6 protein-coding genes and 1 pseudogene are annotated in these 15,538 nt (G+C 71.3%); 3 read left to right on the top strand and 4 right to left on the bottom strand.

The window, feature by feature from the left end; genetic code table 11:
- Both ABZZ79_RS37445 and ABZZ79_RS37440 read right to left on the bottom strand, forming a co-directional pair.
- Window positions 1-94: pseudogene (locus ABZZ79_RS37445) on the bottom strand (endoglucanase); the annotation flags it as partial.
- Window positions 95-135: 41 nt separating this feature from the next.
- On the bottom strand, window positions 136-1,668 hold the full coding sequence (locus ABZZ79_RS37440) for an MFS transporter (RefSeq protein ID WP_356696758.1): 1,533 nt from the start codon (window positions 1,666-1,668) through the stop codon (window positions 136-138).
- Between the two features lie 98 nt (window positions 1,669-1,766).
- On the opposite strand from ABZZ79_RS37440, the gene ABZZ79_RS37435 reads away from it, so the two are divergent.
- Window positions 1,767-2,348, top strand: a complete 582-nt coding sequence (locus ABZZ79_RS37435) for a TetR/AcrR family transcriptional regulator (protein WP_356696756.1) — start codon at window positions 1,767-1,769, stop codon at window positions 2,346-2,348.
- A gap of 146 nt (window positions 2,349-2,494) precedes the next feature.
- Here ABZZ79_RS37435 and ABZZ79_RS37430 read toward each other — a convergent pair whose 3' ends face one another.
- Window positions 2,495-3,442 (bottom strand): formylglycine-generating enzyme family protein, encoded by a 948-nt coding sequence (locus ABZZ79_RS37430; protein ID WP_356696754.1) that lies wholly within the window; start codon window positions 3,440-3,442, stop codon window positions 2,495-2,497.
- Between the two features lie 76 nt (window positions 3,443-3,518).
- The gene (locus ABZZ79_RS37425) at window positions 3,519-4,919 is read right to left on the bottom strand and encodes a sulfatase (protein ID WP_356696752.1); all 1,401 of its coding nucleotides are present in this window, start codon (window positions 4,917-4,919) and stop codon (window positions 3,519-3,521) included.
- 632 nt (window positions 4,920-5,551) lie between these two features.
- Here ABZZ79_RS37425 and ABZZ79_RS37420 point away from each other — a divergent pair.
- A complete protein-coding gene (locus tag ABZZ79_RS37420) occupies window positions 5,552-14,710 on the top strand; it encodes a SpvB/TcaC N-terminal domain-containing protein (RefSeq protein WP_356696750.1) in 9,159 nt (3,052 codons plus the stop codon).
- Window positions 14,707-15,501: a hypothetical protein gene (locus ABZZ79_RS37415; RefSeq protein ID WP_356696748.1), complete on the top strand. Its 795-nt coding sequence runs from the start codon at window positions 14,707-14,709 to the stop codon at window positions 15,499-15,501. Before ABZZ79_RS37420 ends, ABZZ79_RS37415 begins: the two co-directional genes overlap by 4 nt.
- Window positions 15,502-15,538 lie beyond the last annotated feature (37 nt).

Raw genomic sequence — 15,538 nt, 5'->3', positions numbered from 1 at the left:
CGATCTCGTCGGCGGTGCCCTGGAAGTTGGACACATTGCTGAAGACGCCGTCCGAGGACGCCGACGAGGCCGCGCCCGCCCGGCGCAGCAGGGCCCGACCGGCGTTCCTCGTCTCGGATCCGATGCGGATCCGTCTCACACAGTGGCCGGCTCCCGGTCCTCGGCCGGGGTCTCCCGCACGGTCACCCGCCGCAGCGTCACCGCCGCCAGCACGGCCGCCCCGGCGAGCAGCACCACCGCGGCGAGCGCCGCCCCGTTCATGCCGCTGGTGAAGGCCTCCCGCGCGGCCGTGGCCAGGCCCGGGACGCGGTCGGCGATCGTCAGCGCCCCGCCGAGGGTCTCCCGGGCGACGTCAGGTGCCGAGGCCGGGATCTCGTGGCGGTAGACGGCCGTGCCGATGGAGCCGAGGGCCGCCATGCCCAGCGCGCCTCCGAACTCCGCGCCCGTCTCCAGCAGCGAGGAGGCGGAGCCCGCCTTCTCGACCGGGGCGGCTCCCAAGGCCAGGTCCGTGATCAGGGACATCACCACGACGCAGCCCGCGGCGAGGACCGCGCAGGCGACCAGCACCAGCGCCAGCGAGTCGGTCCCGGCCAGGGCCAGCAGTGCGAAGCCGCAGGCGGTGATGGCGAAGCCCGCCGCCACGACGTAGGCACGGTTGACGCCCTTCTGCACCAGCTGGGTCGCGATCGGCGCCGCCGCCCCGATCGGCACCGAGGGCAGCAGGCCCCACAGCGCCGCCTCCAGCGCGCTCTTGCCGAGCACCGACTGCAGGTACTGCGTGGTGAAGTACGCCGAGCCCATGATCGCCAGCGCGGCGACCAGGTTCAGCACGACGGCGGGTGCGAAGCCGCGGCCGCGGAACAGCGCCGGGTCGATCATCGGCGAGGCGGCGGTGCGCTGGCGCTGGACGAAGAGGGCGGCGAACAGCAGGCCGACCGTGACGCACATGACGTGGCGGAGGTTCCAGCCCTCGGCCGCGATCTCCTTCAGGCCGTAGATCACGGGCAGCAGCGCGGCCATCGACAGCGGGACGCTCAGCCAGTCGAAGCGGCCGGGGGCCGGGTCCCTGGACTCCGGGAGCAGCACCGGGCCGAGGACCAGCAGCAGGGCCATCGCGGGCAGGTTGACCAGGAAGACCGAACCCCACCAGAAGTGCTGGACCAGCAGTCCGCTCATCACCGATCCGAGGGCGACGCCGCCGGTCATCACGCCGGACCACACCCCGATGGCCTTCGCGCGCTGCCCCGGGTCGGTGAACATCGTGCGCAGCAGGGCCATGGTCGACGGCATCAGGGTCGCGCCGCCGATGCCGAGCACCGCGCGGGCCGCGATCAGGGTCTCGGCGCTGTCGGCGTACGCGGCGACCAGTGAGGCGGCTCCGAAGGCGACGGCGCCCGCCAGCAGCAGACGGCGGCGGCCGATCCGGTCGCCGAGCGAGCCCATCGTCATCAGCAGGCCCGCCAGGACGAAGCCGTAGATGTCGAAGATCCACAGCTGCTGGGTGCTGGTGGGCGCGAGGTCCGCGCTGATCGAGGGGATCGCGAAGTAGAGGACGGAGACGTCCATCGAGACCAGCAGCAGCGGCAGCATCAGCACGCCGAGGGCGGTCCATTCGCGGCGCCCGGCGCGGGAGTTGGGGGAGGCGGTGGTGCTCGTCGGATTCGTCATGCCCAGAAACGTACAGTCGTCTTAAACGCTTGTCTAGAACGAATGTATAAGTCATCCGTATGAGACGGTCGTATGGATCCGGCGCTAGGCTGACGCGCATGGGACACCGTGAGGATCTGCTCGAAGGCGCCAAGCGCTGCCTGCTGGAGAAGGGCTTCGCGCGCACCACCGCGCGCGACATCGTCAAGGAGTCGGGGACCAACCTCGCCTCGATCGGCTACCACTACGGCTCCAAGGACGCGCTGCTCGCCCAGGCCTATGTGGAGCTGGTCGAGGGCATGTCCACCGCCTTCGAGGACGGTGTGACCGAGGTCCGGGGCGCGCCGGGCTCCCCGGAGCGGTTCCAGGAGGTGTGGACGAACATCATCGGCACCATGCGCGAGTCCGGTTCGCTGTGGCGGCTCAGCGTGGAGATCGTCGCCATGGGCGATCAACTGCCCGAACTGCGCGAGCACTTGGCCCGTGCCCAGCGGGAGGCCGCGCGCGGCATCGTCGCGCTGTTCAGCGGTGTGCCGGAGGAGGAGGTCACGGAGGAGACCGTGGACTCGACGGGCTACTTCTATCTGACCCTGATGATGGGCCTGTTGATGCAGTGGACCTTCGACCCGAAGAACGCGCCCGAGGCGGCGCAGCTCACCGAGGGGCTGCGCCGCGTGATCGAGGGCTTCGAGGGGGCCTGACTCAATCTCCCAAAAGGCCGCGGCACCTGGGCGCCGACCCTCGGCGGCGCGGGCCTTGAGGGGCGCGGGGAACTGCGAGCCACAACGGCGCCGCACGGAACCCACCCGCCGGACAACCGCAACGTCACCCGCACCGGGTGGCGCGCTCAGGCGTCGGCCGACACCCGGAAGCCGATGTTCCCCGCCGAGCTGTCCGGGGTGTTGGAGCTGCGGGCCGCCACCCGGTAGCGGTTGCAGTACGACGCGTGGCACATGTGGGAGCCACCGCGCATGACCCGGGCCAGGCCCGAGGGCGGTCCGGCGGGGTCGGTGCGCGGGCCCGTGCGGTGGAAGTCGGGGCTGAACCAGTCGGCGCACCACTCCCAGACGTTGCCGACGACGTTGAACAGCCCGTATCCGTTGGGGCGGTACGACTTGGCGGGCACCGTGCCGCCCCGGGCGCCGGGCCGCGGCGTGGGGAAGTCACCGTCGAAGATGTTGAGCAACTCCCGGCCGTCCGGCGCGAGTTCATCGCCCCACGGATAGCGGGCGCGGTCGAGACCGCCGCGGGCGGCGAACTCCCACTCGGCCTCGGTCGGCAGCCGGGTGCCGGACCAGGCGCAGTAGGCCTCGGCGTCGTTCCAGGAGACGTGCACGACGGGGTGGTGCTGGCGCGCGGCAAAGGCGGAGCCGGGCCCCTCGGGGTGCCGCCAGGACGCGCCGGTCACCGCCCGCCACCAGGGGACGGCGGGGACGACGGGGGACACCTCGGCGAGAGCGGCGGGCAGGAAGCCCTCGAAGACGTACGAGAAGCCGAAGCGCTCGGCGTCGGTGACATACCCGGTGGCCTTGGCGAAGGCGGCGAACTGGGCGTTGGTCACGGTCGTCGGCGCGATACGGAACGGGCTCAGCTCGACCGTGCGCACCGGGCCCTCCCCGTCCGCCGGGTAGCCGACCGGGTCGTCGGTGCCCATGGAGAAGGCGCCGCCGGGCAGGTCGAGAAGCTGTCTGCGGACGCGCAGGGCGGCGGCGGGCGGCTCGGCGGTGGCGGTGCCCGGCGGCGCGGTGAGACCGATCGGCTCCGGCCCGCGGCCCGGGGTGCAGCAGGAGGACATGGGGGCTCCCCTCGATGACGGGGCCGCCCGCCCGGTGGACCGGGCGGGCGGCGAGGCGGACGTCCGTGCGGCGCGGTCAGCCGGTGCGGTCGGCGGCCAGCTGCGCGGCCAGGGCGGGGATGCCCAGGCTCTGCTCCTCGGCCGGAGTGGCCTGGTACAGCTTGTTCGTCAGCTGGTACTGGTCGTTGACGAGGTCGTAGTACTCGCGGAACGTCACCTGTCCGGTGCCGGACACCTTGCCGGAGGCGTCGGTGTGCAGGTCGTAGTGCTCGACGTACTGCTTGTTCTTCCCGACGTACGACGCCCAGGTGTCCTTGACGCCCGCCGTGCCCTGCTTCCACCACTCGACCAGCACGTGGTCGCGGCTGAAGCTGCCGAGCAGGGACTTGCCGTCCACGGCGTGGGACGGGGTGACACCGGCCGCGGCGAGGATGGTGGGCGCGATGTCGATGTTGGCGACGATCCGGTTGTCGGTGGTCCCGGCGCCCAGACCGGCGGCCGGCCAGGACAGGTAGAACGGCACCTCGTGGGCGGGGGAGTAGGGCGTGGCCTTGCCGAGGAGACCGTGGTCGGCCCACTGGAAGCCGTTGTCGCCGATGTAGATGACCAGCGTGTTGTCCAGCTGTCCGAGGGCGGCCAGCTTGTCCTTGAACGCCTGCACCGCGTCGTCGACGGACAGCAGCGTGCGCAGCTGCCGCTGACGGACCGCCCTGCCGTCCGCCAGGGTGTTCGTCGCGTCCTTCACGTACTGCGGCTTGTCGCTGCGGTCGCTCTCGGGGACGGAGGGGCGGCCGTTCCAGGTCGGTACGACGGTGTCCGCGTAGGCGGGCGCGGGGGTGTTGGGCTCGTGCGAGGCGTACGGGGTGACGTACGCGAACCACGGGCGGGTGTCGGTGGCGGACTTGTCGATGAAGGAAAGCGTTCTGTTCTTGATGATGTTGGTGGTGTAGCCGTTGATGGTCTGGACCGTGCCGTTGACGTTCCACTGCGCGTCGACGAAGCCCGGCTTGAGGAGGGCGAAGTCCTCGAAGTGCGGCGGATTGTCGGACAGGGTCCAGGAGTTGAGGTACTTCCCGAACAGGCCCGTCCGATAGCCCGCCTGCTTCAGATAGCGCTGCACGGTGGTGCTCTGGTCCAGGCTGTACGAGGCGCCGTTGTTGCGCACGCCGTGGTTGTGGGCGTACTGGCCCGAGAAGATCGACGACCGCGAGGGACTGCACAGCGGCGTGGTGACATGGCCGTGCGTGAAGGTCACGCCCTGGCCGCCCAGCCAGCTGATGGTCTTCTGGAGCGCCCAGTCGGTGTGCTTGGGGTTGTCGTCGGTGACGATGAGCAGAATGTTCGGCCGGGTCGCGGCCGACGCCGCGGAGGCGCCGGCCACCTGCGCGACCGCGGGGACGGCGGTCGCCGCGGCGACCGCGGCCGTGCCGGCGAGAAATCCGCGGCGGCTGACCTGCGGCTGCACATGCTCGGTCATTCGGTTTCCCTCTTCTGTCTGCGGGCATCGGAAATTCCCGCTGCCGACCTTTTCGAGAAAAGGCGCACGGAATTCCCGGAAAACCCGGGTGGGGGTGATGCGATGAATGCGCGGAGAAGAGCGGGACGAAAACCGCGGCCGAGCCGCGGCGGAGTGCCGCGGTCGGTGGGGATGCCCGGTGTCCCGGTGAAAATGCGGCGATGACCTGTCGATTCACTGCTCGGACGAGCGGCGCCCGAGCAGGGAGATCACGCCCTGGCGGCGTTACACAGCGCGCTCGCCAGCCGTCCCTGATCGACGTGCCGGCGAGTGGCGAGAATCCTCACGACTGCCATGCCCGTGAGAATAGGGGCGGGCGGGAGGTCCGGGCAATGGGAACCGCGGAGTAATCTCAGATTCCGGTCCATTGTTGCCGCAATATTGCCTGGCTCGGGCCATTCGGATTCCGGGTGCGGACGCGCGTCCTTCGGCGCCCCGGGTGGCGGCGGGTCCTTGCGGGCGGGCGGACTGGCCGGAACTTCATGGCTCGGAGTGACCAGTTCCTTACTGGCGGTGTGCACGTCTGTTCTGTGATGATCCGGGCGAATTCGTGCGACTCGTGTGGCTGTTGCGGATGGGGGGCGGGCTGGTACATGGCCGGTCGGGTGTGGGGACGCGGACGGTTTCTTCCGCTGCTGCTGGGGTTGGCCCTGCTGCTGTCGCTGTTGTCCGGCAGCGTGTGGCGGCCCGACTCGGGGGAGCCGGCGCCCGTCGCCGACGTGCAGCCGCTCGGCGGGTGCGTGCCGGGTTCGGAGGCGGCCGAGAAGGGCCCGCTCGCCAAGGAGTCGGCTCCGCCCACGAAGGCATGGGTCGACCCGGGCACCGGCGTGACCAAGAAGGTGGAGCGTGACGGCGCGGCCGTGGCGCTGGCGCCGGAAGCGGTGTCCCGGCCGACCGAGATCGGCATCCAGCCGCTGACCGAGTCCACCCTGCCGGGCCTCGGGTCCGGCATGGACAACATGACCGAGGGCCCGCGCGGTTACCGGTTCACGCCGACCCCGCACACCTTCGAGACCGACATCACGGTGTCCCTGCCGTACGACCCGGACGCGCTGAAGGCCGCCGGGCACAGCCCGTCCGACGTGCGGACCTTCTACTTCGACGAGACGGCCGACTGCTGGCAGGCGCTGGAGCGGATCGCGGTCGACGAGGCCCGGCAGGTCGTCGTCTCGCGCACCGACCACTTCACCGACATGGTGAACGCCGTCGTCACCGCCCCCGAAGGGCCCGAGCAGGTCTCCTTCGACCCCAACCGGATCCAGGGCATCCAGGCGGCGAACCCGGCGACGGGGGTCGGCCAGATCGCGGCCCCGGCCGCCAACAACCAGGGTGACGCCCGTCTTTCGTACCCGCTGGAGCTTCCCCCGGGGCGTGCCGGACTCGCCCCGTCGCTGTCCATCGGCTACTCGTCCCAGGCCGCCGACGGCTGGGTCGGCAGCGGCTGGGACCTGACGGTGCCGTCCGTCTCCATCGAGACCCGCTGGGGTGTGCCGCGCTACGACGCGGCCAAGGAGACCGAGACGTACGTGCTGGCCGGCCGGCAGCTGACGCCCGTCGCGCACCGCACCGCGCCCGGTCCGCGCGGCCGGGGCGACAAGGTCTTCCACACCCGCGTCGAGGGCGGCTTCGCCCGCATCGTCCGCACCGGCGACTCCCCGAAGTCGTACGGCTGGGAGGTCACCGACAAGTCCGGCGTCCGCTACGTCTACGGCGGCGAGGGCCGGGTGCTCGCGGACGACGCGGGCAACATCTTCTCCTGGGCCCTGCGCGAGGTGCGCGACCCGCACGGCAACACCGTGCGCTACCACTACACGCTGGTCGAGGACGCGGGCGTGGCCGGCGGCACCGTCGCCGGCCGCGAGCTGTACGTGAAGAAGATCGCCTACACCGGGCGCGGGGACGACGACGGCCCCTACACGGTGACCTTCGTCCGCGACCGCGAACTGGACGAGCCGCGCCGCGCGGACGTCTCGATCGACGCGCGCGGCGGCTTCAAGCGGGTCACGGCGGACCTGCTGCGCCGCGTCGAGGTGCGCTACGGGGACGAGCTGGTGCGCGGCTACGAACTCACCTACCAGGAAGGCGCGTTCCACAAGACCCTCCTGAAGTCGGTCGCACAGCTCGGCGCCGACGGCAGGCCCTTCACCGAGCACGCGTTCTCCTACTACGACGACATCCGCGACGCCCACGGGGCGTACGAGGCGTTCGCCCGGGTCGACTGGACCTCGCCGGACGACGACGTGCGCAACGGCCGGGTGAACGGCGTCCGTTCGGGCGCCGGTGAGGCCGGAGCGCTCAACGGCAACAGCTCCACCGGCGCCGGCGGGCACCTGTACGTCGGCTACGGCTTCACGGGGGAGAAGTCCGGCTCGGTCGGCATCAAGGCGGGCTACAACCGGGGCAGGGACGAGGGCCTGCTGGCGCTGGTCGACGTGGACGGCGACAACCTGCCGGACAAGGTCTTCGAGCACGGTGACGGCTTCGTCTTCCGCAAGAACCTCTCGCGCCCCGGGGGCGAGCCCGAGTTCGCCGGCGCCACCACGCCGCTGCGGGGCCTGCCGGGCATCCTGGGCGGCACCTCCACCTCCCGCACGGTGGGTGTCGAGGGCTACCTCGGCGGGATCGCGGCGCAGCTGGACTACGTCGACACCGTCTCCACGACCCGCCGCTACTTCTCGGACGTCAACGCCGACGGCGTGGTGGACCTGGTCGACGGCTCGTCGGTGCTCTTCGGCCGGGTGGAGGACGACGGCTCGCTCGCCTACGGCACGGCCGACCGCACGCCGGTGCCGATCGGAGCGGGCGCGGTCGACACGGACGGCCTGCTGCCGGACTACTCGGCCGAACGGGAGCGGCGGATCGAGTCGTCCCCGCTGGTGGACACGGTCCGCCGGTGGACGGCCCCGTACGACGGCACCGTACGGATCACCGGAACGGTCGCGCTGGGGCAGGCCCCGGCCGACGAGGCGGACTTCGCCGACCCCGACGGGGTGCGGGTGGCGGTCCAGCACGAGGACCGCGAGCTGTGGTCCGCCCGGATCGGGGCCGGTGACCACACCGCCCGGACACCCGAGGGCGTGGACGCGATCGAGGTCGAGCGCGGCCAGCATCTGTACTTCCGTGTCGGCTCGGTCTTCGACGGCACCGCCGACCGGGTCGCCTGGGACCCGACGATCACCTACACGGGTTTCGCGGCGCAGGACGCCGACGGCCTGCCCCTGCACTCGTACACCGCGTCGAAGGACTTCACCCTCGCCGGACGCGCCGGGACCGTCGAGGCCCCGCTGGACGGCACCCTGCTGCTGACCGGCGATGTCGAGAAGACGGCCGCGACCACCGACGACATCACCGTCCTGATCACCCGCGACGGAACACCGCTGCTGGAGCGGCGGATCGCCGCGGGCACCACGGGAACCGTCCCGGTCGACCTCGCGGTGTCCGTGACCAAGGGCCAGAAGCTCGCCTGGCGGCTGAAGACCGACTCGCCCGTCGACGTCACCGCGCTGCGGTGGACGCCGCAGGCCCGCTACACCGCCGCCGACGGCGTGAGCGAGCCCTCGCAGGTGAGGTTCCACGCCCCGTACGACATCGACACCTACGAACCCACCGGCCCGGCAGCGGCACCGGCCGCCCCCTACCGGGCGCCCGGCGGCACCCTCACGGTCGCTCCGCGCATCACCGTGCCCGAGGGCACCGAGGGGCGCGCGGTGTTCACCGTCAAGAAGCGCGGCGCGCTGCTGTCCAGGAGCACCGTCGAGCTGGGCACCGAGCCGGCGCCGCTGCAGGTGACGGCCGAGGCGGGCGAGGAACTGTTCTTCGACGTCACCGTCGCCACCCCGGCCCTCGCCGCGAAGATCACCGGCGCCGAGGTGACGGTGGGCGGTGACGCGGCGGCCGCCACCGTGCACGCCCCGGCGGCCGAGGGCGTCTTCGGCCGCTCCTACCGCGGCTGGTCCTTCGTCGGCTACAACGGCAACAAGGAGCGGGCCGAACAGCCCATCAGGCAGAGCGATCTCGCGGTCGACGTCAAGGACCTGGCCGCGCAACTGCCCAGCGAGGTCGATCCGGACAGGGACCGGGAGGCGTTCGAGCGGGACCCGCGGATCAAGCCGACCACGGTGGTGCCCTTCACCCCGGACAGCGAACACCGCCGTTGGGGCACGGGCGAACTCACCTGGGTGGCGGCCAGCAGCACGTCCAGCTCCCGGTTCGGCGGCCCCACCGTCGGTCTGCCCCAGGCCGCGTCCCTGGCGTCGGCGTACGCCGTGCCGCGCATGTCGCGCAACCAGCAGATCTCGGTGACCGGCTCCCTCGGCGGCGGCGTCGGCGGCGTCGGCGGCAGCGTGGCCACCGGCACCGCCCGGGGCATCCTCGACTACCTCGACATGAACGGGGACGGCTTCCCGGACGTGGTGGGCGCAGGCGGTGTCCAGTACACCGACCCCACCGGCACCCTCGGCGCCACCCGAGGCAGCGTCCCCGGCGGCGCGGTCCGCGAGTCCGGCACCCGCAGCGGCAACGCCAGCGCGGGCAGCGCGGCCCGCACCATCACCACCGGCCCCGGCCACGCCGACCCGCCCGCCTCGGGCACCGCGAACACCTCGAACGCGGGCAACGACATGCCCCCGCTCGGCGTCGGCGGCAACCTCGGCACGAGCCGCTCGGACGGCGAGTCCGACCTCCTCGACATCAACGGCGACAACCTGCCCGACCGGGTGTACGAGGACGGCCGCGCCGCGCTCAACCTCGGCTACCGCTTCGCCGCGCCCGAGCCCTGGCCGGGCGGCAGGCTCAACGAGGGCTCCGGCTCCGGCGCCGGCGTCAACATCGGGTTCAACACCGACTTCTACGGCTTCGGCGGGGGCGCCTCCTTCGAGCAGGACTCCTCGACGACGAAGGACTCGCTCGCGGACGTCAACGGCGACGGCCTGGCCGACCGGGTCCTGGCCGGAAACCCGATCCGGGTGGGGCTGAACACCGGCAGCGGCTTCGCGCCCCTGGTCCCCTTCCGCGGCAGCCTGGACGGCGTCAACGCCGACGCCAACGCCAAGCTCGGCGGCGGTGTCTACTTCAGGATCTCGTTCGGCACCCCCGTCACGGGCTACCTGATCATCAACCCGGGCGTCAACGTCTCCACCGGAGCCTCGCGCGCCGAGCAGATGCTGCGCGACATCAACGGCGACGGGCTCGCCGACCACCTCGCCTCCGACAAGGACAGCGAGATGACCGTCGCCGCCAACCGCACGGGCCGCACCAACCTCCTCAAGTCGGTCTCGCGGCCCCTGGGTTCACGCATCGACCTCGCCTACACCCGTGACGGCAACACCTACGACCAGCCCGGCTCGCGCTGGCTGCTGACCGGCGCGACGGTCCACGACAACCTGCCCGGCGACGGCCCCGACACCCAGGCGCTCGCCTTCAGCTACAAGGACGGCCGGTACGACCGTCAGGAGCGGGAGTTCCGCGGCTACGGCACCGTCGCCACCACACAGGACGGGCAGCGCACCTCCACCACCCAGTACGAGACGGGCAGCCACTACACACAGGGCCTGGTGAAGCGCCAGACGGTGGCGGACAGTTCGGGCGCCCTGTTCACCGAGACGGTGAACACCTACGCCCTGCGGGACGTCGCCACCGGCGAGAGCTCCGACGGCCGCTCCACCCGCGCGACGGTCTTCCCCCAACTGGTGCGGACCGAGTCCCGCTGGTACGAGGGCCGTTCGGAACCCGGCAAGGGCACGTCGAGCGCGATGTCCTACGACGACCTCGGCAATCCGACCCGCACGGTCGACTACGGCGAGCCGGGCGCGGCGGACGACGTGGAGACCACGACCCGCTACACCGACTGCGCCGACAGCCATATCGTCGGCATCGCCCGTGCCGTGGAGGTGCGCGGCGGCGGCAGGCCGATGCGCTCGCGCTCCTCGGAGATCGACTGCGCCACGGGCGACGTCACCCGCCACACCGCCCGGCTCGCCGACGGCACCGAGGCGGTCACCGACCTCGTCCACCACGACAACGGCACGCTGAAGTCGGTCAGGTCCCCCGAGAACCACCGGGGTCAGCGCTACGAGCGCACCTACGCGTACGACGGTCCCACGGGCACGTACGTGACGTCGACGAAGGACAGCTTCGGCTACACCTCGACGGCCCTCTACGACCTGCGCTTCGGGCAGCCGACGCAGACCACGGACATCAACGGCCAGCGGATCGAGACCACTTACGACCGGATCGGCCGGGTGGTGTCGGTCACCGGCCCGCACGACCACGGGGCAGGCCGTCCGACGATCGCCTTCGCCTACCACCCCGAGGCACCCGTCCCGTACGCGGTCACCCGCCATCTCGACCGGGCGGCGGACGGCACGGTGAAGGACGACACCATCGACACGGTCGCCTTCACCGACGGCCTCGGCCGCCTCGTCCAGACGAAGAAGGACGCGGAGGTCGCGGGCCAGGACGTGATGATCGTCTCCGGACGCACGGTCTTCGACGCGCTCGGCCGGTCGGTCGAGCAGTACTACCCCCTGACGGAACCGAAGGGCGACGCCAACACCACCTTCAACACCACCTTCAACGCCGCCTTCGACACCGTCCGCCCGACCACGATCACCTACGACGTCATGGACCGGCCCCTGCGCACGGTCCTGCCCGACCGGACGGTCAGCTCGCTGGCGTACGGCTTCGGCGAGGACCGCACGGGAACCGTGCAGTTCGAGACGACCGCCACCGACGCCAAGGAGAACCAGACCCGCTCCTACGTCGACGTACGGCAGCTCAAGACGGCCGTGCGCGAGCCGGGCGCCAAGACCGGTGACGCCCCGGTCTGGACCTCGTACGCCTATGACCCCCTGGGTCAGATCACCGAGGTCAAGGACGACAAGGGCAACACCACGACCACCGGCTACGACGACTTCGGGCGCCGTACGGTGATCGACTCCCCCGACGCGGGCCGCAGCAGCACGGTCTACGACCCGGCCGGCAACGTGATCCGCACCATCAGCGCCAACCTGGCGGCCAGGGACGAGGCGATCGAGTACACCTACGACTTCGACCGCCTGGAGTCGGTGGACTATCCGGTCTTCACCGACAACGACGTGCGCTACACGTACGGCGGTCCGGACGCGGAGCACAACGCCGTCGGACGGGTCACGAGGATCGAGGACGCGGCGGGAGAGGTGACGCGGTCCTACGGCCCGCTGGGCGAGGTCGTCGAGGAGACCCGCACCCTGCCCGGCCCCGGCCCGCACGTACGCACCTTCACCACCGGCTACCGCTACGACAGCTTCGGCCGGGTCCTGTCGCTGACGTACCCCGACGGCGAGGAGCTGACCTACACGTACGACAGCGGCGGCGAGGCCAGCACGGCGACGGGCACGAAGAACGGCTTCAGCTACCCGTATCTGAAGTCCCTCGACCACGACAAGTTCGGCCAGCGCACCCGCGTCGAGCTGGGCAACGGCACGACCACGCGCTACAGCTACGACGCCGAGGACCGTCGACTGGCGACGCTGAACTCGACGCTGCCGACGGGCTATGCCTTCCAGAACCTGTCGTACTCCTACGACGAGGTCGGCAACCTGACCCGCCAGCAGAACGCGACCGAGCTGCCGACCAGCCCGGACACACCGAAGCTGGGCGGCCCGACGGTCCAGACGTACTCCTACGACAACCTGTACCGGCTGACGCAGGCCACGGGCTCCTACGGCTTCGCCAAGAACAAGACCGACACCTACCAGGTGTCCACGTCGTACGACACGATCCACAACATCACCGGCAAGGCCCAGAGCCACGCCGTCGTCCTGGACAACGGCAACCAGCAGGGGCAGCGGAACACCACCTACACCTACGGCTACGCCTACGCAGCCGGCCGCCCGCACGCCCCCGCCAGGGTGGGCTCGGACACCCTGACCCACGACGCGAACGGCAACCTCGTCGACAGCGTCTCCGACACCCCGGGCAATCCGCGCCGCCAGCAGATCTGGGACGAGGACAACCGCCTGGCCTGCGTCCACGACACTTCGAAGAACCACACCCAGGCCCAGGACCCGTCCTACTGCAACACCCCGGGCAAGCCCCCGACGGTCCGCTTCCTCTACGACGCGGACGGCGCGCGGGTGGTCAAGGACGGCGCCCAGACCACCCTCTACCCGAACCAGAACTACACGGCCCGCAACGAGACGGAGTTCAAACACGTCTTCGTCGGCACCACCCGCATCGCGACGAAGACCTCCAAGCCGGGCAACGCCTACGAGAAGGACCAGTTCTTCTACCACGCCGACCACCTGGGCTCGACGACCTTCGGCACGGACGGCACCGGCCGCCTGGCGGAACACCTCGACTACTTCCCGTCGGGGGAGGTCTGGGTCGACGAGCACCCCGGTGAGAAGAACCCGTACCAGTTCACCGGCAAGGAGCTGGACCCGGAGACCGGCTACACGTACCACGGCGACCGCTACTACAACCCGCGCTCCGGTGTCTGGCAGTCCTCGGACCCGGCCCTCGGGGAGTACCTGGAGGGCTCACCGAACGGTGGCGTGTACACACCGGCGAACCTCGCCTCGTACGCCTACGGCGGCAACAACCCGCTGAAGTACTCCGACCCCACGGGCGGCTATCTCGACCTGGCCATCGAGGTCGTGAGCATCGGCGTCGGTGTCGCCAGCCTGGTCGACAACGTCCGCAAGGGGAACTACTGGTCCGCCGCCGCCGACGCGGCAGGTGTCGTCGCCGATGTGACGCTGGCCGTCGTCCCCGGAGTCCCGGGCGGCGTGGGCCTGGCCCGCAAGGCCGTCACCAAGGGAGCGGACGTGGTCACCACCGTGGCCACCAAGGCCGACGACGTCGCGGCGGCGGCCCAGACGGCCCGGCGCACGGCGAACCGGGCCGACGCGGTGGCGGACGGCTCCAAGGCGGCCAAGTCCGCGAACCCGCCGTGCAACAGCTTCGCCCCCGGCACCGAGGTCGTCCTGGCCGACGGGTCCACCCGGCCCATCGAGGAGATCGAGACGGGCGACCTGGTGCTCGCCACCGACCCGGAGACCGGCCGCACCGCGGCCGAACCGGTCACCCACCTGATCACCGGCAGCGGCGAGAAGGACCTCGTCCGGCTCACCGTCGACCTCGACGGCGACCGGGGCGGGCGCACCGGCTCCGTCACCGCGACCGCCGAGCACCCGTTCTGGTCCGAGGACCTCGGAGGCTGGGTCGACGCGGAGGCGCTCAGGCCCGGCATGCGGCTGCGCACCGCAGCGGACGAGCAGGTCCGGGTCACGGCGGTCGAGCCGTGGACGGCCCAGCGGCAGCGGGTGCACAACCTCACCGTCGGCGACCTGCACACCTTCTTCGTGCTGGCCGGCGACGAGCGTGTCCTCGTCCACAACTCGGGTCCCTGCACCGCGAAGGCAGGCCGCCCGCAGGAGGACGCCATCGCCCGGACGACCGGGGTGAAGCGCAACCCGGGCACCGGGCAGCAGACCATCACCGGCCCGAAGACCGGAAAGTCCCGGGTCCCCGACTTCGACGTGAACGACTCCGTCACCAAGCGCGGAACCATGCTGGAATCGAAGGATGTGGCCGACCTCGAGTACCGCGGTCAGATCCGGGACTTCGAAGCCCATGCGAACGACACCCTCGGCGTTCCGCTGGAGATCGTCGTACGCCCCGGCACCGGGACCCGGGTCCCGCAGACCGGCGGGCTGGCCGACGCCATCGACAAGGGGAGGATCATCGTCACACCCCTGGACAAGCTGTGAGCGGTGACCGTCTGACCGCCGAGGTCGTCTTCGACACATCGGTCGTCGAGGACCCGGGTGACGCCGTCCTGGCCGGCGTCGCCCGAGTCCTGGCCGGTGCCGCACCGGCCTGGGCGGACCGGATGGTCGCCTGGAGTCCCGAGCCCCGGGAGCGGCGCGAGATCGACGCGCTCGCCACGCTCCCGGACGTCGTCCGCGGCAGGACGCGGTGGGCCACGCAGGACCGGCACACGGGAAACGTCGAACTGCGCGGCGCCACCGCCGAGCTGAACGTGGTCGTCTCGGTGAACAGCTCACCGCTGGCCCGCGTCGGCGGCAGGCTGCTCCTGTCCAACGGGATCACCCTCACCGGCCTGCGCGAGCAGGTGGCCGGTGAGCCGCGGACCGACTGGATGCGTGCGGTCTTCGGGGAGATCTGCGCCGCGACCCGCCCCGTGTGGGGGGCCCTTTACAGCGCCTCCGAATACCGGGCGAAGGTGATGGCGGACGGTCCGGTCCTGCGTGCCCTCGGCCGGGACTTCTCGCGGCACCTGCCGGGGCTCTTCGCGGGCAACTACTTCGGGGCGCCGTACGTCGGCCTGATCGGCGAGCGCGTGTTCGAGCGGATCGGCGCCCCGGCGGCGCGGAAGGCCGCGGACGGCTGGTTCGTGGACGTGCTGCACGACCCCTTCGCATGGCGGGACGACGACTCCGTCACGAGGAACGCGGACCTTCTGGCAGAGCTCGGACCCGAGTGCTTCTTCCGGAAGGGAGCGGCCGAGGGGCGCGTGACCCGGGCCCCCGACTGGTGAGAAGGCGACCCGTGCCCCGCCGGGCGGGCATGTGCTC

The organism is Streptomyces sp. NPDC006458, from assembly GCF_040612135.1.
Lineage (GTDB): Bacteria > Actinomycetota > Actinomycetes > Streptomycetales > Streptomycetaceae > Streptomyces.
Note: the sequence above shows the minus strand (reverse complement) of the source record. Positions and strands in the feature narration are given on the sequence as shown.